This is a genomic window from Halobaculum roseum, from assembly GCF_019880245.1.
Classification (GTDB): domain Archaea; phylum Halobacteriota; class Halobacteria; order Halobacteriales; family Haloferacaceae; genus Halobaculum; species Halobaculum roseum.
Genome location: NZ_CP082288.1, coordinates 227,274 through 247,231, shown reverse-complemented (window position 1 = coordinate 247,231; position 19,958 = coordinate 227,274). Strand labels below are relative to the sequence as shown.

Annotated in this window: 14 protein-coding genes; 3 read left to right on the top strand and 11 right to left on the bottom strand. The window is 69.2% G+C overall.

Going from position 1 to position 19,958, the window contains the following annotated elements; genetic code table 11:
• The first annotated feature begins 43 nt into the window (after nucleotides 1-43).
• Entirely contained in the window at nucleotides 44-742 is a 699-nt protein-coding gene (locus K6T36_RS17530; protein WP_222609422.1) for a dolichyl-phosphate hexose transferase, read from the top strand.
• 151 nt (nucleotides 743-893) lie between these two features.
• Nucleotides 894-2,021, top strand: a complete 1,128-nt coding sequence (locus K6T36_RS17525) for a DUF7544 domain-containing protein (RefSeq protein WP_222923741.1) — start codon at nucleotides 894-896, stop codon at nucleotides 2,019-2,021.
• 43 nt (nucleotides 2,022-2,064) lie between these two features.
• Here K6T36_RS17525 and K6T36_RS17520 read toward each other — a convergent pair whose 3' ends face one another.
• From K6T36_RS17520 to K6T36_RS17470, 11 genes are all read right to left on the bottom strand, one after another.
• Complete coding sequence (locus K6T36_RS17520) at nucleotides 2,065-2,871, bottom strand: CPBP family intramembrane glutamic endopeptidase (protein WP_222923740.1); 807 nt, start codon at nucleotides 2,869-2,871, stop codon at nucleotides 2,065-2,067.
• A gap of 101 nt (nucleotides 2,872-2,972) precedes the next feature.
• Nucleotides 2,973-4,856 carry a HAMP domain-containing protein gene (locus tag K6T36_RS17515; RefSeq protein WP_222923739.1) on the bottom strand — a complete coding sequence of 628 codons (1,884 nt, stop codon included), beginning with the start codon at nucleotides 4,854-4,856 and terminating at the stop codon, nucleotides 2,973-2,975.
• A 120-nt stretch (nucleotides 4,857-4,976) separates the two neighbouring features.
• On the bottom strand, nucleotides 4,977-5,852 hold the full coding sequence (locus K6T36_RS17510) for a glycine betaine ABC transporter substrate-binding protein (protein ID WP_222923738.1): 876 nt from the start codon (nucleotides 5,850-5,852) through the stop codon (nucleotides 4,977-4,979).
• A gap of 197 nt (nucleotides 5,853-6,049) precedes the next feature.
• Nucleotides 6,050-8,299: an ArnT family glycosyltransferase gene (locus K6T36_RS17505; protein WP_222923737.1), complete on the bottom strand. Its 2,250-nt coding sequence runs from the start codon at nucleotides 8,297-8,299 to the stop codon at nucleotides 6,050-6,052.
• On the bottom strand, nucleotides 8,300-9,553 hold the full coding sequence (locus K6T36_RS19220; protein WP_390182339.1) for an ABC transporter ATP-binding protein: 1,254 nt from the start codon (nucleotides 9,551-9,553) through the stop codon (nucleotides 8,300-8,302).
• Nucleotides 9,546-11,204: an ABC transporter permease gene (locus K6T36_RS17495; RefSeq protein ID WP_222923736.1), complete on the bottom strand. Its 1,659-nt coding sequence runs from the start codon at nucleotides 11,202-11,204 to the stop codon at nucleotides 9,546-9,548. The genes K6T36_RS19220 and K6T36_RS17495 overlap by 8 nt, the downstream gene beginning before the upstream one ends.
• 18 nt (nucleotides 11,205-11,222) lie before the next feature.
• Nucleotides 11,223-12,467, bottom strand: a complete 1,245-nt coding sequence (locus K6T36_RS17490; RefSeq protein WP_390182340.1) for an extracellular solute-binding protein — start codon at nucleotides 12,465-12,467, stop codon at nucleotides 11,223-11,225.
• Nucleotides 12,460-13,641 (bottom strand): alpha-1 4-glucan-protein synthase, encoded by a 1,182-nt coding sequence (locus K6T36_RS17485; RefSeq protein ID WP_222923735.1) that lies wholly within the window; start codon nucleotides 13,639-13,641, stop codon nucleotides 12,460-12,462. The genes K6T36_RS17490 and K6T36_RS17485 overlap by 8 nt, the downstream gene beginning before the upstream one ends.
• Before the next feature lie 157 nt (nucleotides 13,642-13,798).
• On the bottom strand, nucleotides 13,799-16,237 hold the full coding sequence (locus tag K6T36_RS17480; RefSeq protein ID WP_222923734.1) for a variable surface family protein: 2,439 nt from the start codon (nucleotides 16,235-16,237) through the stop codon (nucleotides 13,799-13,801).
• 145 nt (nucleotides 16,238-16,382) lie between these two features.
• Entirely contained in the window at nucleotides 16,383-18,002 is a 1,620-nt protein-coding gene (locus K6T36_RS17475) for a GMC family oxidoreductase (protein ID WP_222923733.1), read from the bottom strand.
• Entirely contained in the window at nucleotides 17,999-18,568 is a 570-nt protein-coding gene (locus K6T36_RS17470) for a gluconate 2-dehydrogenase subunit 3 family protein (protein ID WP_222923732.1), read from the bottom strand. The genes K6T36_RS17475 and K6T36_RS17470 overlap by 4 nt, the downstream gene beginning before the upstream one ends.
• 276 nt (nucleotides 18,569-18,844) lie before the next feature.
• Here K6T36_RS17470 and K6T36_RS17465 point away from each other — a divergent pair, with 276 nt between their 5' ends.
• Entirely contained in the window at nucleotides 18,845-19,951 is a 1,107-nt protein-coding gene (locus K6T36_RS17465; protein ID WP_222923731.1) for a GNAT family N-acetyltransferase, read from the top strand.
• Nucleotides 19,952-19,958 lie beyond the last annotated feature (7 nt).

The following is a 19,958-nucleotide window of genomic DNA, read 5'->3' as shown; positions in this document are numbered from 1 at the left end:
CAGCTTTCGGCAAGCCTAAAAACCTCCGTCGATAGCGTCCGGTATGGACCAACGGTCGTACACGCTCGACGACGTGAGCGTCGTCATGGGTGCGTACAACGAGGCGGAGGCGATCGGCCCGGTGCTCGACGACATCGACGCGGCGACGGACGGCCGCGCCGAGGTCGTCGTGGTCGACAGCTCCGACGACGGCACCGCCGACATCGCCCGCGAGCGCGGCGCGCGCGTCGTCGACCAGCCCCCAAGCGGCTACGGCGCGGCCGTTCGTCGCGCGCTGTACGAGGCGAGCAATCCGGTCCGGATCACGACCGACTGCGACGGCACCTACCCGATGGAGCGGATCCCGGACTTCCTGGCGCTGATCAACGACGGCTACGACGTGGTCAGCGGCGACCGACTCTACCACGGCGCCGACACGATGCCGGCGATGAACCGCCTCGGCAACCGGCTGTTCGCTGGCGTCGCGAGCGCGCTCGGCGGCCACACGCTCTACGACGTGACGACGGGCATGCGCGCGTACCACGAGGACGTGATCGACTCGATCCAGTGGACGGAGAACACCGGTCTGTCCGCGGAACTGCTGATCCGTCCGGCGATGCGTGGCTACCGGATCCGACAGGAACCGATCGCCTACGACGAACGGCTCGGCGAGACGAAGCTCGACCCGTTCTCCGGCGGCGCCGAGATCGGCAAGTCGATCCTGAAGTGTTGTCTCGAAGAGCGGGCCCGGCAACTCCTCTAGCGACGGCGCGGGGCTGAGGCCCGCTCGTGCCGCTCGTATAGGTCTCGACCTGAACGTGACACTACGTGGAATCGATGTTGTATCGGATCGGACCCCACACGATACGCACCGATAGGTATCTTCGTGTTGTCGAGCCGATAGGTGGTTCCGAATGTCCCTGCACGCGGTCGAAGACGTCGACGACGCGTACCGTGCGACGAAAGCGCTGTTGTGGCCCGTCGATCGAAGTTCCTGGGTCAAACTCGCCGTGATCGTCCTGTTCGCGGCCGGTCCTGGAGGCGGGTTCGGCGGGATCCAGACGTCCGCGCCGTTCGAGGGCGGCGGGCCGGGGGGCGGTGCGGGGGTGGAACTACCCGGCGGTGTTCAGCTCCCGGCGACGATCGGCGGGGCGGAGTGGCTCGTCATCGCGACGATCGTCGTCCTCATCTCGGTCATCGTGCTCGGAACGCTGTTCATCGGTTCGGTCATGGAGTTCGTTCTCGTGGAGTCGTTACGGAAGGAGACGGTCTCCCTGCGCGAGTACTGGGGGCGTCGGTGGCCACAGGGGGTGCGACTGTTCGGCTTCCGACTCCTGCTCGGCCTCGTGGGACTCGGGAGCCTCGCGGTCGCCGCGGCGCTCGTCGTCGCCCCGTTCGTGTTCGACGGCGGGAACGGGCTCGCGGTCCCGATCCTCACGGTTCTGGCGGTAGTACCCTTCATCGGTGCGCTGGGACTCTTCACCGGCCTGATCAACGGCTTCACGACCGTGTTCGTGGTCCCGATCATGATCCGGGAGGAGCGGACGTTGCTGGGGGCTTGGGGGCGGCTCTGGTCGACGATAACCGCCGAACCGTGGCAGTATCTCGCGTACGCCGCGGTGAGCGTCGTGTTGTCCGTCGTCGGCGGGGTCCTCGCGTCGGTGGCAGTCGGCGTCGGCGCGGTGGCGCTGTTGATCCCGTTCGGACTGCTCGCGGCCGTCGGGGTCCTCGTGGCGACGGCGAGCGAGTTACTGGGCATCGTGATCGTCTTGTTCGCTGCGCTGTTGTTCGGACTCGCACTGATCGGGGTCGCGGCCCTCGTGCAGGTACCCCTCGTTGTCTACCTCCGCTACTACGCGCTGCTCGTCCTCGGGGACATCGAGGAGTCGCTCGATCTGATCGCCGATCGCCGCGCGGCCGTCCGAGCCGCCGACGGCGGTGGCGGTACCGCTGCTGAGGGCGGTGCCGGTATCGCTTCCGAGGGCGACGACGATGCCCCCGACGACACCGAAAACGGAACGGCCGACACCGACGAGAACTGAGCGAGAAGCCGATCGGCCATCCGGGTGATCCGGGCAACGCCGTCTACGCGGCGACCAGCGCCAGCGAGACGGCGACGAACACGACGTGCGTCGCAGCGTGTCCGACCATCGCAGCTTCGAGGCTGTGGCGCCAGTACAGCCAGCCGTAGGCGACCCCGCCGAGCGAGTTACCGAGCACGACGAACGCGACGACCGACGGCGTCAGCGACCCGTACAGCGTCACGGCCGTCGGGAGGTGGCCGAAGCCGAAGAGGACGGCCGACGCGAGGATCGCCGCCCACGCGACGCCGGAGGTCAGTTCACCTCGCGCGCCACCGGTCATCCGCCGTCCGATCGCCGCCAGCGCCGACATGAGTCCCCACCGGAGCAGCAGCTCCTCGGTTATCCCGCCGTAGAGGAACCGCAACGGCACGGCCGCGAGCACGCTTCGAACCGTCGCGCCCTCGCCGGAGACGGAGCCCGCGGGACCGACCAGCCACCCGGCGAGAAGCAGCGCAACGCCCGCGATTCCGCCCAGCCCGAGTGCGGGGCGAAGCTCGGATCGGAAGCCGGCCCACGCGCCGCCGTCGCCGTCGGCCAACTCGCGGACGCGGGACTTGAGGCCGACGCGCGGGGCGGCGACGAGCCCGACCGCAACCGCGACGCCCAGGAAGACGGCCGGCTGGATGGACACGAGCGCGAGCACTAGGGCGGGGTGCAGTTCCGCCAGCGGCGCCGGCAACCCGCCGCCGGCGACCGCACTGGCCGAGGCTGCGATCACGCCGACGAGACCGAGGCAGAACAGCGCGCCGAACCGGCGGTGGGCGCCGGCGTCGGGACGGAGTGACGAGCGGGTGGGCAACGGGAGCATGGCCGAACGACCGCCGGTCGGGAACGTAAAACCACCACCGGGATGTCACGGCTTCCGACGCCCCGGCTCGGCGTCCCGAGCGCGCGGCGAACGTTCGACGATCACTCGGAGTTGACGGTTTTTGCGTCTGCCTCAGTCGGTTGCGGCAACTGTATCTGGAAGGTTGAATCGTCGGTGTCCACGACGAGGTCGCCGTCCGATTTGTTGACCGTCCACTCAAGACACCAGAGCGCGAGCCCTTCCGCGTGCTTCTTCGGCGTCACCTCCCCCCGCATGACGGCCTCAGCATCCATGTCGGGAAGCCCGTCCCGGTTGTCGGTGACCTCGAGAACGACGGGGTTTCGACCGGACCCGTTCGGGTTTCGATCGGGCCCGTCTGTCGACTCGCGTGTGATCTCGACTTCGATCTCGACACGTCCGTTGTTGTGTTCGATCACCTCTTCGACGACGTCGGCGACGGCCGTCGGGAGCGTCGGCACCCCCGCAACCGTCGGCGACGATTCGTCGACCTCGAGCACGACGGCGGAGTCGGGCCAAGCCGCACGGAGTCCGTCGAACTCGACGGATAGCTTCGCCGCGATGTCGATCGACCGTCGTTCGGCGTCCCCCGCCGCGACCAGGTTTTTGATACGCTTTGTTCTGTCCGAGAGCGTCGCGAGATCCCACGCCGTCTCGTGGATCTTCTCGAGTTCGGCCCGCGTCTGCTCGTCGTCGACGTCCTCCGCGACGGACATCACGCGACCCGCGATCACGTTGACGTCGTTGCGAACGTTGTGTCGGAGCACTCGATTCAGTACGTCGATCATCGTCGACCGCTCCGCGAGTTCCTCGTTCGACGCCTCGAGCGCCCGCTTCGTCGCCTGTATCTCCTCGAACTGCCGGTTGAGGGTGTCTCGCGTCGACGCGAGCCGCCTGTTGAGGTCGCCGAACTCGTCGCGACGCTCGGTGTCGAAGCGTACGTCGTAGTTCCCCCGTTCGAGTTCCTTCGTCCGCGTGCCGAGGCTCGACAGCGCACTGGTCACGTCGGCCCCGAGCACGAGGATAACGGTCGATACCCCGCCGACCGCGATCAGGCCGACGACGCCGATCCACGTTCTCGCCCGTCTGGTTATCGCGTACGCCTCGGCGGCGGGCGCGTGTTCGATCACGACCCAGTCGGTGTTCGCCACCGGCGCGTACGCGGCGACGTACTCCCCCCGGCCGTCCGGTCCTCGGTACGTCGAGCTACGGACGAACCCGTTCTCGCCGTCGAGACCGCGGTTCACTACCGGGGCCCGAAGTACCTGATCCCGATACTGTCGTAGCGTCGCGGACCGATCGTCGGCGAACACAACCGTCCCGTTGGAGTCGACGACCCGCGTGAACCCGCCGTCAACCGGGTGATCGAACCGCTCGAACACGCCCGAGGTGTCGATCGTCACCACGAGGACGTGCCCCGGGTCGTGTCTGATCGGCGTGAGGTAGCCGATCACGGTCGTCCCGTTCGACGAGCGGTACGGCTCCGTAGTCCGCACGTCTTCGAAGCCGTCGAACGCGAACTCCTCCTCCCACGGTAACGACCGAACGGCCGTCCCCTCCAACTCCCGATCCGCGTCCACCTCGACGGTGAGGCTGCGCCTATCGATCACGTACACGTCGACGATGCGGGTCTCCTTCGTGTCCGCGCGTTGCTCGAGGAGGTATCCTCGAACGGCGTGATCGCTCCCGTTCGCGAACACCGAGTCGGCGGAAACCACCCGTGTCACCAGCCGGTTCTGTCCGTTCCACTCGGCGAGCTCGCCCGCCTCGGCATCCGCCGCAGCGGTCATCGATCGTTCGACGTTCTCGTCCAGCACCGCCCCGAGTTGGACGTACAGTCCCAGGATGACGACGCCGACGATGACGAGCACGGTGATGAGGGCGGTAGCCAGCTTTCGCCGATACGAGGCGCGAACCAGTCCGACGACGTGACGGATCCCTGGCACCGAGCGGATCGACTCACGCATTCGCGATCACCCCGCACGTGTGGCCGGCTCGTGCGACTGTCTGCCGAGCCCGTATGACCCCCTCGCCGCCCGGCGAGTCACGCACGGCGCTCGGTCCGCCACCGTCCGAACGCCGTCCGCTCATCCGACGACCCCGATCTCGTTCAGGTACGAGCGAGCGACGGCGCTCGGGGATTCGTCCTCCATGATGACCCGCCGGGTCAACCGTCTGATCGTCCGCTTGTCCAACGCGGACACGATCGGCCGGAGGTGATCGAATAAACCCGGGTGCTCCTCGATGGTCGGTGCGTAGGCCGTCGGCGACGGCTGGTACGGAAGGAAGTACTCGCGGTCGTCCCGGAGCGTGACGAACGACCGACTCTCCAGTTGTGGGTCGGTGTCGAACCCGCTCGCGACCTGGACTCGGTCGTCACTCAGCAGCTCGTAGGTGATACCTACCGACGTGATGATGAACGTCCCTGACTCCAAGGTCTCCTTGGCTTCGGACCCGATCCCGTAGTACTCGACAAGCCCGGACCACCCGTCCGACCGGTGATAGAAGTCCTCGTTGAGGGCCACTCCGAAGTCGGTGTCCCCCGATCCGACGTGCGTCGCGAACTCACTGATCGTCGTCACGCCGGTTCGTTCGCTCCAGTCGCGGTCGGCGATCAGGACGTACCCGTTGGAGAACGAGGCCGGAGGGGCCATCCGCACACCCTGTGACCGAGCGTCCTCGCTCACGAGCCGGTACAGCCGGTCCGGATCCGTTATCCGTTCGTCACGGCGCGGCGGGAGCCGACTCCACGCCGTTCCCGTGTACTCCCAGTAGAGGTCCTTGATCCCGGTCCTTGTCGCCTCCCAGTTCTCGCGAGAGTTCCCGTAGCCGATCTCGTTGACGACCTGTATTCCCTCGACCGACTGAAGCCCGTGGTACGCCAGATATCCCAGTACTCGTTGTTCCGGGAACGACTTCGATCCGACGCGAACGTTCGACGGATCCTCGGTTCCTCGACCCACTCCACGCCCCAAGCAGCCACCGGACACGCCGACGCCGACTGCACCGACCAACCGTATCGACTCCCGGCGTGTCTGTCGCACGATACCGGCTATCAGTCGCTGAGATAACAAATAACCCTGTGTCGGTGACGCGTGTCGGTTCGAGACCGTGGATCGGAGGGGGACCCGGTCGGAGACGTCCGTCGCTTTGGCCCCGGTCACGTCGGCGTCGTCAGCGTCACCTCGATCCCGCGGTCGGGCGGGGAGTCGCCCACGCCCTCCGGGACACAGCGCGTCGGCACCGGACACCGCTCGACGGTCGCCGTCAGCGCCCGGGCCGTCCCGTCGATCCGCTCGTACGGGAACGACAGCCGGTAGCTGTACCCGCTTGCGGGTCCGGTGGAGACGAACACCTCCACGTCGATCTCGTCGCCGTCGTCGAGCGGCAACACCGCGCCCTCGGCCTCGCCGCCCTCGCCGCCGCTGACGACCAGATCCTCACCGCTCACGGTGAGTTCGCCGTCCTCGACGACCATCGACAGCGACAGGGGGCCGCCGGAATCGTTCGCCACGAGGTACGTCGACCCGCGGTCGCCGGTCACGCGGACGGTGGTTCCCTCGACGGACTCGGGACGCTGGAGCGTCGCGTTCAGGTACAGTCGGTCGCCGGCGACGCGCTCGACCTCCCGGACCCCGCCGCGGACCGTGGAGTCGTCGGTCGGCACCCACGACCCCGCGTACACGTAGCGGTAGAGGTCGCGGTCGGGGTACTCGCGGGCGACCTCCAGTTCCCGCGTGTCGCCCAGCGCGTACACCCGGGGGCCGTCGTGGCCGGGGTCGTTGCGCAGCGCCTGGAACGGGTGGTTGAGCCACGGGCCGTACGGCGTCGGGAGGAACAGGACCGAGTCCTCGGGGACCGCCGCGCCGGGGTCGCCGTCGGCGACTAGCGGCCCGTAGCCGGCGCGGAGCTCCTCGGTCACCGCCTCGTTGCGCTCGACGGTGTCGTCGACGGCGCCGACGGCGACGCCGCCCGCGGCCGCGCCGGCGACGAGGAGCGCGACCGTCGCGACCGCGCGGGCGTGGCGCGGCTCGACCCGGCCCGCCCGTTCGGCGAGTTGGGTCGCGGCCCCCCGCAGGCCGTCCGCGAGGGCGACGCACGCCACCGCCGCGAACACGGCCGTCGGGACGATCAGGTCGTAGTGGTAGTACGGACCGAGGTAGTAGATCAGGCCGTCTGTGCGCACCTCCAGCGCGCCGAGGACGTTGAAGTTGCCCCAGAAGGCGACGTTGCCGGCGGCGACGCTCGCGAACGTCGCCGCGAGCAGCCCCCGACGGACCCGTCCGCCGAGCGCGCCGTCGCCGGCCTTATGGTCGCCCGGAAGCCCCCGCCCGACGAGCGCGAGTGCGACGCCGGCTGCGGCCGCGGCCGCCCCCAGCGACCCCGCGACGACCCAGTCGGTGAACAGCGTGTCCAACACCAGCCGGTTCGCCTCGACCCCGAGTTCGGGCGTGTAGTCCACCACGTGCCCGAGGATGGCGCGCTCGCCGAAGCCGACGCCGTCCTCCGGGGCGAACGCGAGATACGGGAACAGGAACGGGTCGCCGGTGACGACGGCGTTGTACCCGAAGGTGGCGAGCACCCCCGCTGTTCCCAGCGCGGCCGTGATCAGGCGGCGGACGAACAGCCCCCGCGCCCGTTCGTCGGCCGGTTCATCGACGAGCTCGGCGGCGGCCGGCGGTACGCGCCACGCGCCAGAGGCGGCGAGAGTCACGACCGCGTGGAGCACGAACGGGGTCGCGAACAACACCGCGGTGTACGGGCGCGCGAAGAAGGCGAGGCCGACGGCGGCGCCGGCGAGCGTCGCGTCGCGCCGGCTCTCGCGTCGTTCCCCGCGGAGGTACCAGACGGCGAACGCGACGTTCAGGGTCGCCGTCAGCGCGTACGGAAGGTACACGCCGCTGTGAACCACGAACAGCGGCGTCGCGAGCAGGAGGACGCCCGCGAGGGCGCCGACGCGCGCGTCGAACAGTTCACGACCGAGCGCGACCGTGCCGGCGACGAGGCCGGCGGCGATCCCCGCGAGCGCGACCGTGTACCCGCCCAGCAGCTTCCCGAGCGCGAACACCGTCGACGGGACGGGCGCGTACTTCGAGTACAGGCCGCGCTCGCTCTCGACGAAGAACCACGGCCGAAACGCGTCCTCGACCGGGGGACGCAGGAACACCTGCCCGGACAGCAGCATATCGGCCTGCTGGAGGTAGACGCCCTCGTCGTGGTTGAGCGACCGGAACGGGAACACGCCGGTGGCGACCACGACCGCGACGGCTGCGCCGATCGCGGCGAGCACGATCGCGGCGACGCGGCCGGCGTCGAGTCGCGACCGGACGGCCGCGACCGCCCGCGCGGCGGTTCCGTCCTCGCTGCCGGCACTCTCATCGCGCTCGCGTTCGGTCGAGGCGCCCGTCATCTACTCGGCGGGGTACCACGCGAGGGCGTGGTCGGCGACGAGCGTCACGGCGACGGGCTCGCCCACCTCGAACTCCTCGGTGTGGTTGTGGAGACAGCGCAGGACGGTGCCGTCGTCGAGCTTCACGTGATAGACGAACGATGGGCCGGTGTACTGGCGGCGGATCACCTCGCCGTCGGCGTCGCCCTCGGCGACCGGGGTGGCCCGGAGGTCGTCGGGGCGAACCAGCACGTCGACGTGGCTGCCGACGTAGCCGTCGCCGAGCCCCTTCAACAGGTCACGGTCGTACGACCCGACGCTCGTCTCTATCCCGCTCTCGCTGACGCGCGCCGGGAGGAAGCTCGCCTGCCCCAGGAAGGAGGCGACGAACCGGGAGGTGGGGTGCTCGAACACCTCTCCGGGGTCGCCGATCTGTTCGACCGTGCCGTCGTTGACGACGGCGACGCGGTCGGAGATCGACAGCGCCTCCTCCTGGTCGTGGGTGACCGAGACGGCCGTCACGCCCGCCTCGTCGAGAATGCGCTTCACCTCCTCGCGCATCCGCACGCGGAGGCTCACGTCGAGATTCGAGAACGGTTCGTCGAGCAGCAACACCTCCGGCTCCGGCGCCAGCGAGCGCGCGAGCGCCACCCGCTGGCGCTGCCCGCCCGACAGCTCGGTCACCGAGCGGTCGCCGTAGTCGCCGAGTCCGACCAGATCTAGCAATTCCGCCACCCGCTCGTCGGCGGTCTCGGAGTTCGGGTCGTCGAGCCCGAACGCGATGTTCTCGGCCACAGTGAGGTGCGGGAACAGCGCGAACTCCTGGAACACGAGCCCCACGTCGCGCTCCTCGGGCGGGGTGGCGGCGCCGTCGCCGGCCACCACCTCGTCGCCGACGGAAATCTTGCCGTCGGAGGGCGTCTCCAGCCCGGCTATCATGCGAAGCGTCGTGGTCTTCCCGCAGCCGGACGGGCCGAGAAGGGTGACGAGTTCGCCCTCGCGGACGGTCAGATCGAGGCCGGAAACGGCCGTCTCAGAGCCGTACCGCTTGACCACGTCCTCGAGTTCCAACACCGCCTCGCCCGTCGGCTCCCCCGCGTCGCCGCCGAGGCTGTCGCCGACTGTCGCCGCCGACTCGACCCGGTCGCGATCCGTTGGGCTGCCGGCGGTCTCGTCGACGGCCGTCCCGCCGTCGGTGGCCGGACCGGCCGCGTCGGCGTCGGCTCGATCGGGTCGATCTGCGTCGCGGTCTGGGTGGGGTGTATCGTCACGCATCGTCGGATCGGGTGAGCAGCGGCACCATCGAGAGGCCGGACACGGCCACTAACACGAGCGCCGGCAGCGCGGCGCGACCGTAGTACCCGGCCTCCTGAACACGCCAGATGTAGGTCACTATCGTTGTAAACCCTGTCGGATGGAGGATGAGCGTCGTGTCTAGCTCCTTCATCGTCGTGAGGAACACGAGCGCCGCGCCCGCGACGAGCCCCGGCGAGATGAGCGGCAGTGTCACCCGCCGGAACGCGCCGCGGGGGTCCTCGCCGAGCAGGCGGGCGGCGCCGACGAGGTCGCGGTCGACGCCGAGCACGGACGACCGGGTCGACCCGACCGCCTGCGGGAGGAACCGGACCACGTACGCGAACACAAGAAGCGGCAGCGACTGGTACACCAGTCGGGCCGCGTCGGCGCCGAACGTGTCCAGCAGCCACCGGCTGGAGAAGAACACCAGCGCCAGTCCGAGGACGACGCCGGGCATCGCGTAGCCGAGGTACGTCGCACGGTCGACCGCCTTCGAGAGCAGCGAGTTCGACCGCCCGGCGTAGTAGGCGACCGGGAGCGCGAGCACCACCGTCGCGGCCGCGGTCAACACGGCGACGTACGCAGAGTTCAACGCGAACTCCGGTCGGAACGCGAGCCCGCCTCCGCTGTATCCCGGGCCTGAGCGCACGAGCCACATCGTGAGGATCCCCACGGGCAGCGCCAGCGTGAACAGGCTCACGAACGCGGGTACCGCCGCCGCGAGCCATCGGAAGGGCCCCAGCGAGACGACCGTCTTCACCGACGAGGGCGTCCCGTACCCCGCGGCGGTGTCGCCGCTGACGCGCGATTCGAGCGCGAGGATCACGGCGGTGACGGTCAGCAGCTGGATCGACAGCAGCGTCGCGTTCGACCGCCCCACGCCGAAACTGTTCAGCTCGACGTAGATGACGCGGGTGAACACGTCGAGGCGCATGATCGCGGGCGTCCCGAAGTCCGAGAGCGTGTACAGCGCGACCAACAGCGCGCCCGCGGTCACCCCCGGCGCGATCTGCGGAAGGATCACCCGCCGGAACGCCTGCGGATAGCTGTGGTTGAGCGTGCGTGCCGCCTCCAGCTGTGTCGTGTCGAACGAGAGCAGCGACGCGCGGGTGGTGAGGAACACGTACGGGTACGTGAACAGGGTCAACACGAGCGTCGTTCCGCCGAGTCCGTACACCGTCGGTAGGTAGGGGTTTACGAACCCGAACCCGTACTGGGCGAACAGGTCCGGCAGCGCGCCGCTGGGTCCGAACGCCGAGACGTACGCGAACGCGCCGATGTAGCTGGGGACCACAAGCGGGAGCGCAGCGAGGACGGTCCAAAAGCGCCTGAACGGGAGGTCCGTCTGGACGGTCAACACCGCCAGCGGGACACCCAGCACGATCGACGCGCCCGTCACCAGGCTCACGAGCGTGAGGCTGTTGACGAGCACCTCCGTCGTCGTCTCCGAGGTCAACAGCGAGACGGCGTCGCCGACGGCCAGCTCCGAGGCGCTGATGAACAGCCACAACAACGGCGAGAGCACCGCGGCCGCGACGCCCGCCGCCAGGAGGACGACCGCCACGCTCGGCTGGTCGTCGTCGCTGGCGAGCAGGCCGTGGATCCGACCGACGCCCTCGCCGGGGGCCATCTCAGACCGCCTCGCGCATCACAGCACCCCGACGTCGCGCATCAGGTCGAGGGTCGGCTGGATGTTCGACAGCTCGCGCAGGTCGATGCTCGGCGGGTCCAGCTCCGACACCGGCGGCAGCCCGCCCACGGGCGGGATCTCCCCGACCATCGGGTAGCCGTACGTCCGGGTGGCGAAGAACTCCTGGGCCTCCGCCGACAGGAGGTGGCGCACGAAGTTGAACGCGAGCTCCTTGTTCTGGCTCGCCGACAGCACCGACGCGCCCGCGACGTTGATCAGCCCGCCGGCGTCGCCGCTGGTGAACGCGAGGTCGATCGGCGCGTTCGGCCGGGCGGCCTGCACGCGCAGCGCGTAGTAGTGGTTCGCGAACCCGCCGTTGAGCGCGCCGTCCGCGACGGCGTTCGACACGAGGAACTCGTTGTTGAACTCGGTGACGCCCGCGTCGAGCATCCCCTGGAGCCACTCGCGGGTGGCCTCCTCGCCCTCGATCAGCCGCATCGCGGTGACGAACGACTGGAAGGCGCCGTAGGTGGGCGCCCACCCGATCGCGTCCTGGAAGCCCTCGAACTCCGGGAACTCCATCACGTCGTCCGGGATGTCGTCCTCCGACAGTTCCTCGGTGTTGTACGGGACCGCCCGGGCCCGCCCGGCGGTACCCACCCACGTGTCGTCGGGGTGGAACTCCTCGGGGACGGGGTCGACGACCTCCGAGGGGAGCTCCGCCGCGAGCCCCTCGGCGGAGACGGCCGCCAGCGACCCCGCGTCGACCGACCAGAACACGTCCGCCGGCGTCGCCGGGCCCTCGCTGATGATCGTGTTCGCCGCGTCGGCGGTTCCCGACTCGCGCGGCGTCGCGGTGAAGTCGGGGTAGATGTCCTCGAACTTCGCGAGCAGGTCGCGGTAGAGGCCGCCCTCGCCGCCGCCGAGGTAGATCGTCAGCTCGCCGCTGAGATCCTCGAGGTCGCCGATGCGCGTGCCGCCGATGTCGGAGCGGCCCTGCGCCAGCGGACCGGAGCCGCGGAAATCGTCGAAGGCGGCGTCGATCCTGTCGTCGCCGCCGGTTCCGCCGCCGCCTCCGCCGCCACCGCCGTCGTCGCCGCCGCCGGTGTCTCCCTCGCCGTCGCCGCCGAGGCCGCCACAGCCCGCGAGCCCGGCCGCGCCGGCCGCGCCCAGTCCCGCGAGTACCTTCCGCCGCCGATACGTCCGCCGTCCGTCCGTGGTGTGTTCGTCGGTCATGTCGGTGTGTGTCTCTCGATCAGTCATCCGCCGGTACCTCGGGTGCCTCCGCCGCCGTCGCACGTGTTCCCGCGCCCTCGACGCGGTCGAGGCAGTCGATCCAGTCGCGCATGTACTCGCCGCAGTGGTTGAGGAACGCCCCGTTGTTCCACTCCTCGAAGTCGCCCTCCGCGAGCGCGTCGGCCATCTCCGCGAACGCCGCCTCGAAGGAATCGGCGTCCTCGGCGACGCCGTCGAGCACCTCCCAAACGTGCTCGTTCAGCTCAAGGCCCGCGACCTCGTTCGCGAGGTCGTCGAACGTCGACCGGGGCGCCTTGTTGTGCTCACACAGCGGGCCGCCGTTGTACACCTGCTTGCCGAGCACGTCCGCGGCGCGCTTGAGGAACAGCCCCGACCAGATGTCGTCGAACCGGCCGACCTCCCACTCGTTGTCGTCCATCGGGAGCTGATAGAACGCGGGGACGACCTCGCGACGGAAGCCGAGGTTCATCGAGCAGACCGTGAGGTACTGTCCCTCGGCGGCGACGAAGTCGCGCCGGAAGTCGCTCGACTCGGTGAGCGTCTGGGCCTGCCCCTGCAGGTCGCCGTCCATCAGGATCCGGACGGCGTCGAGGTCGGGCACGTTCGTCCACAGCCCTTGGGAGGCGACGACCTCGTCGACGTGCTCGGTGTCGGTCTCGACGGTCTCGTCCATCGCGGCGTACGGGTAGCCGCGGGGGTAGAGGTCGGTGTCGGACTGGTAGAGGACGTTCACCCACGACTCGTCCGAACGGACGGACTCGATCTCCCCCTCGTGCGCGAGGTTGCGCATGTGGGTGCCGAAGAAGTCCTCCTCGGCGTGCGGGAGCGTGTCGTCGTCGATGAAGACGCCGTACTCGAAGCGCTCGTGGGCCCACATGTACAGCAGGCCGAAGGAGGTCTGCGCGTGGCTCGCGGCGGGGATCAGGTGCGAGAACTCCGCGGCGTCGTGGTCCTCGAACCACTCCTCGCGTGCGGTGCCGTCGAAGACGGTGCCGTCGACACCCTCCTCGTCGAGCATCGACTCCATCGCCCCCGTGTCACAGAAGTCCTCGGTGACGAGGACGAAGAACAGCCTGTCCGTGTCGAAGCCGTGGTCGCGTGCGTTCGCGACGTACTCGCGGACGCACTCGTACTCCCGTATCGTCGGGATGATGACACAGATGTCCTGCGGTGAACTCATTCGTTACTCCGATCTGATTAGGGCGGCCTAAAGAGTGTCGATATTTCGGGCGGCCAAAAACTACGGCCCGATCGGGCGGTGTGTCCGATCCCGGTGTGCCCGATCTCGGGCCGATTCCGCCGCGGCCCTCCGGTATGACGGGCTTTCGGGGTCCCGGCTACGAGCCGACCCGTTGCTCGATCCGAACCTCGTGTTCTCGGATCAGTTCCTCTCCGGCTCGCGTCGTGTAGTAGCCCCGATCTGTCCGTTGGAGGTACCCCCTGCGCGTCAACTGTCGGAGGGCGGGATCGACTCCGGCCTCCGCCGTCGGGTCGTCGTGCAGGTCCACCATCCGCTCTTTGATCTCGACTCCCGTGTTGCCCCCGCCCCGATCGATGCAGTACAGCAGCGTGAGTTGGAAGTCGTTCAGTCGGTCCGCCGAACCGTTCGACCCGGTCGACCGCGTCGGTCCGCGCGACTCGACGGGTTCGCGCGACTGGGCAGGTTCGCGTGACTGGACCGAACCCTCCGGATCGACGGACCCCCGCGTATCCGTCGACCGGCGGCTCCGGGGTTCGGTATCGGGGTCCAGGTCCGCCTCGGGATCGCCCTGGATGAACCTCCCGAGGGCGAGCACCGACAGGGAAGCCGTCGCGACGAGCGCGGTCGCCGCGGGTACCACGAGTACCGTCCCGAACCCGACGTAGTCGAGGAGGAGGTTCCCGCCGCCGACGGCCCCGAGCGCCAACAGGCCCGCGACCCAGACGTTCGCGCCCAACCCGACGGTGACCACCAGACTGCTGACACGATCGAGCAGATCGCCGCTCGGGACGGGCTCGGGGCTCGGAAGCAGGTCGGCGAGCCCGAGCGCGGCCACCTCGGAGGGCCGCCCGTCGAGTGTGTTCTCGAGGAACGTCCTCCGTTGCCGGACCCGGTGATCGACGCGGGCCCGCTCGAACGCAAGCCGACCGGCCACCCTCCTGCTCCAGAGACCGGCGGCGAGCGCGAGCGCGAGGAGCCCGGACGCGGGGCCGACAACGCCCTGGATAGTCGCTCCGACGGCTGCCACACCGAGAATCGCCGGCGCGAGGAGACCGCCGCCGTTGGACGCCGTCGAGATCCCCTCCTCGTCGGCACCGGTTCGTTGGGCGTACCACAGCGCGGCCACTGCGGCCGCGCCGACGCCGACCGCGTCTTGGAGTCCGTCGCCGATCGGAACCAGTGTCGTCGCCAGCCCCACTCCGAGAAGTACAACCGACGTGAGTACCACGCCGGCGCCGATGCGCGCGCCGTCCGCGACGAGCGCCCCCGGGGCCGCGCGAACGGTCTCGCCGAACGACCGGCCGGAGTCGTACTCGAAGACACCGCTATCGACCGCGTGTTCGATCTGCGCCTGGATGTTCTCCGCCGGCTTCGGGGCGTCGTCGTAGCGGAGGGTTCCGTCGACGATGGCGGCCTCGTACTCGCCCCCGGCGTGCCGGTATGTGATCGTCATCGCCGGGATCTCCTCCTCCTCGATGACGCGGCGGTACACTCCCCCCGCGTTCTCGGGATCGTCCCGCTCCCGGTCGACGACCGTGCCGTCCTGACTGGAGATCCAGTCGCCGGGAACGCGCTCGGTGTCGAGTTCGGCCGCCGTGTCCACGTCGAACACGAGTTCGCCGCTCACCGCGTGAACGACCTCCCCGACGCCCTTGCACTGGCCACACGTCACCGTTCCGTTCTCGTCGCAGTCGGTACAGCGGACGACGCCGGACTCGTCACAGTCGTCGCAGGGTTCCGACCCCGACCCGTTACACGCGTCACACGAGAGCGTCGTCGTTCCGCCGCACGTGTCACAGCGCTCGGTACCGGTTCCGTCGCAACTGCTACAGCCGAGCGACTTCCGGCCGCCACACCTCGAACAGTCGATCCACCTGTCGTCGACGCCGTCGCCGTCACAGCGCGGACAGTCGACGGTCGACTCGCCCCCGCAGGTGTCGCACTCGCCGCCTTCGCCGTCGCAGTCCTCGCAGTTGATCCAGCCGTCGCCCTCACAGCGTGGACACTGCCCGGTTTCGGTGTGGCCTCCCGATCCCCCACACTCCGGGCAGTCCTCGGACGCGCTTCCGCCACACGCCGAACAGGGCTGTGTGCCGTCCTCGCAGTCGTCGCACTCGCTGACCGGGTCACCGTCACAGGCCGAGCACGTCGTGTTCCCGTCGCCGTTGCAGGTACGACAGTCCGCCTCCTTGTCGCCCCCGCATCTGGAACAGGTCGTGCGTTCCTCGCCGTCACAGCCCGGACAGGTCTCCACGGGTCGGCCCGTCTCGACGTACGGCACACGCTTCGTCCCGAGGCCGTCAGGCGCGGCGTCGTACCGGTCGGCGTACGCGACACGCTCGTCGCACTGTCGCTCGTACGTCCCGGGGAGGATCCAGCTCCGCTTCGCCCTCCCGTCGCTGGCCGTGAGAATTCGCTCCGACCGGCGCCGCGCACGTTCCCGGTGTGTCTCGACCACCGTCGCGTCCGCGACACTGTCGTCGACGCTGGCTTTGGCGGCCAACTGCTCGAGCACGTCGTCGGCGTCCGGCCGAGAACCGGCTCCCTGGTCGTCGCTGGCGGGGTCGCTACCCATCCGGGATCACCCGACTCGGGCGGTGTCTGTACCAGTACATGTTGGCTGCCCGCGAATTCTTCGGGTGGATAATAAAGCTACCACACGGCGTCCAAACCGTACGGAACCGATCGACAACGGGAGCCGGTACGGGACCGTCTACGGCTTACAACCGCTCCGCGACGTGCTCGGCCGCCTTCAGCGACAGCGCAGCGATCGTGAGCGTCGGGTTCATCGCGCCGCCCGTCACGAACACCGAACTCCCGGCGAGCGTGAGGTTCGCGAGGTCGTGCGTCCGCAACTGCGGGTCCACGACGCTCTCGGCGGGGTCGGTACCCATCCTGGTCGTCCCCATGTGGTGATACGCCGGACCGGTGTTGTCGGGGCCGACCGTCCAGCCGATGTCGACGCCCAGCTCCTCGAGCACCTCGCGTTGGATCTCGTTGGCGCGCTCGATGGTCCGGCGCGTCGTCTGGTCGAGGCTCCACACCACGTCGGGGACGGGGTTCCCGTGGTCGTCCGTCCGCGAGGGGTCCAGCCGGATCCGGTTCTCCCTCCGGGGCAACTGCTCGACGAGCGCCCCCATCGCGACGTGCTGGCCGTATCCCTCGCGGATCTCCTCCAGCAGGTCGTCGCCGAAGCTGTCCGCACCGAGGGCGATGTCCGCCGGCGACGGACCGGCGTAGTTGAGGAACTCCAGCTTGATCGCGGTCCGGGAGTCGTCCGGTCGGTCGTAGAACTGGTGGCTCTCGGTGGTGTTGAAGCCGACGTGCTTCTGGCGGGTCGGCTCGTCGAGCGTCCCGCCCATCCCCGCGAACAGGTGGTCCATGAAGTATCGGCCAACGAGCCCCGAGGAGTTGGCGAGGCCGTCCGGGTACGCCTCGCTCCGGGAGAGCAGGAGGAGCCGCGGCGTCTCGACCCCGCCGGCGGCGACGACGAACTCGCGAGCCTCCTGACGGTGCTCCTCGCCGTCGGGGGTCGCGTACACCGCCGCGGTGACACGTTCTCCGCGGTCGTCGTGTTCGAGCCGCTGGACGGGGACCCGGTCGAGCACGCGCGCGCCGTTCGCCTCAGCAGCGTCGATGTGCCGCGTCGCGTCGTACTTCGCGCCCGACGGGCAGACGGGTCTGCAGGTGCCGTAGCCGACGCACGCGCTCGCCTCGTCGGTCGGCTCGGAGTTGCGCGCGTTCGGCACCGAGTGGGTCGCGAGGCCGACCTGCTCACACGCCTCAGCGAACAGCGAGTCCGAGTACGACGGCGGGAACGCCGGCAGCGGGTGCGGTTCCTCCCGCGGCGGCGCGAAGGGGTTATCCGAGGCGCCCGACACGGACAGCTCCCCCTCGGCGTCGGCGTAGTACGGTCGCAGATCGTCGTAGTCGATCGGCCAGTCGGCGCCCATCCCGGTCGCCGACCCCAGTTCGAAGTCCTGCTCGTGCATCCGCATCACCATCCCCTGCCAGTGGAGCGTGCTCCCGCCGATCCCCTTCACGCGAGCGGCGTTGAGCGGGTAGTACCGATCGCCGGTGCTGCTGTAGGCGTCGCGCTCGGGGTCGGTGTCCCACACCGGGCCGTCGACGCCCGGCCGGAGGTGCCGTTCCATCCGCTCGGTGCGGTCCTCGGGATCGAACCGAGGACCGGCATCGAGAACGACCACGTCGTGGCCGGCCGCCGACAGCTCCGCGGCGACGAGCCCGCCCGCCGGTCCCGCGCCGACGACGCACACGTCGACCCGCGGCGACGGCGTTCGATCCCTTCCGTTTTCGCTGTCAGTCCCGTCGGCGCTCATCGGTTCGGTCCCTCCCGGTACGACTCGGTGCCGCCCGGGTGGCCCGGGGGGTTCTCCAGTCCAGCCAACGACGCGCCGGTCGGCGAGGCGTACAGCGCGTACAGCAGTTCGTTCACGAGGTAGTGGCGGACGCGCTGGGGGTCGGTGCCGTCGGGTTCGGGCTCCGCCACGTCGACGCTCATCACGTCCAGCGCCTCGACGCGGTCCGCAGGTTCCAGATCGACGTACTGCGCGTCGTACAAGTTCCCCGTGTACTCGTCGAGCGTCTCCACCGCATCGGCGACCCCGCGGGCGTACGCACCGTCGCCGTCGACGCGGCCCCCGGTGTAGGTGCGGACGAACTCGTCGACCCCGTCGACGGCGGAGGGGTACACCGCGCGGGCGACCGCGATCAGCGTCGACAGTTCGTGGTCGCCGACTGTGTCGTCGCGCGCTCCTCCGTCCTCGTCGTCGGTGGTGGTGCCGTCGCCGGGGCCGTCGCTCGCGACCGGCGCGCCACAGCCGGCCAGCGATCCGACGCCCGCTGCCGACAGCGCGAGCATCGCGTCGCGACGGGAGAGCTGCATTCGCGAACCGATTAGGCCAACCTAAACAAGAGGGTTGCGCTCTCGATCCGGGCGACGTTCGGCGCCCGCTCGTCGGTCGAATCGGGGACGGTCGCGGATGAGTCTGACTCGAATGGCGGACGTACCGCGGGAGGGACCACGTCGCGCGGCGATCCGAACAACGCTCGGTAAGGCGACTGTACGTGTCGGCCGCGATCGGGGGCCCGACAGTCGTATCCGGTTACTCTCGGTAACAGACCTATAGCAAAACCCGCAGACGCGTTTCGGAATCACCACATGTTCGAGAGCGCTACGGGCGGATCCGCCGGTGATTCTTCCCGCCTTGAGTCCACAACCTGTCGTGGTATCGAGGAGATCCGCGAGAACCAGTTGAACAACCTCGTGACGCAGTCGGAGGGCGGAACGCTGTTCCACCGATACGGCTGGCTGGCGGCCGTCGAGGAGGGTCTCGACGTCGAGCCGCGGCACGTCATCGTGCGCAAGGGCGACAACCCCGTCGGGTTTCTCCCGAACTTCGCGGCCGACCTCCCGCTACCGGGCGAGGTCGGCGATCGGATCGCGGACGCGCTTCCGCTCGAGATCGTGCAACCGCCGCCTCCCGGCTACGGAGGCCCGATCCTGACGAGCGACACGCTCGAGATCCTCGCCCGGCTCTTCGATCCTGCCGCGTTGACGAACGGCCCCAGAACGGTCTCCCACTACGTCCAGACGTTCGATCCCGACGCCGTCCGGTACGGGCGATTCCTCGAATCGTTGGGATACACTCCGAAGATCACCGAATGTACGTTCGTTCTCGACCTCGACGACGACTGGGAAACTATCCACGACAACATGGACAAGGGACGGCGCCGCGGGATACGCCGGGCGCTCGAACAGGACTACGAGGTGGAGATCCGTCCGTTCGGCGACGAACTGAAACGGACGCACGACGACTACGTCTCGAACATCGAACGGGTGGGTGGAAACCGACTCCCGCTGCGGTTCTTCGAGGCGATCGCGGCGCGGATCCCCGAGCGCGTCAGGCTGTTCAAGGCGGTCGTCGACGGCGACGAGGTCGGACGGTACGTCTATCTCCTCGACGACGAGAGCTCGGTACTCCACCACTGGCTGTCCGCCATCGGCGACAGCGATGACTTCGATCGCTACCCCTCCGAGCTTCTCCATCAGCGGGCGATCAAGTGGGGGATGCGGGAGGGGTACGACCGCTACTCGTTCGGGCCGGTCTCGCCACACTTCTCCAACTCCGTGTTCCGGTTCAAGGAGAAGTACGGCGGGAAGCCGGTCCAGTTGTGCCGCTGGGAACGGGGCACGCTTCCGGGGGCGTCGACCGTCTACGACCTCGCCCGTACGCGGTATCGGCGGTCACAGATCGACACCGAGTAGCGCCCCA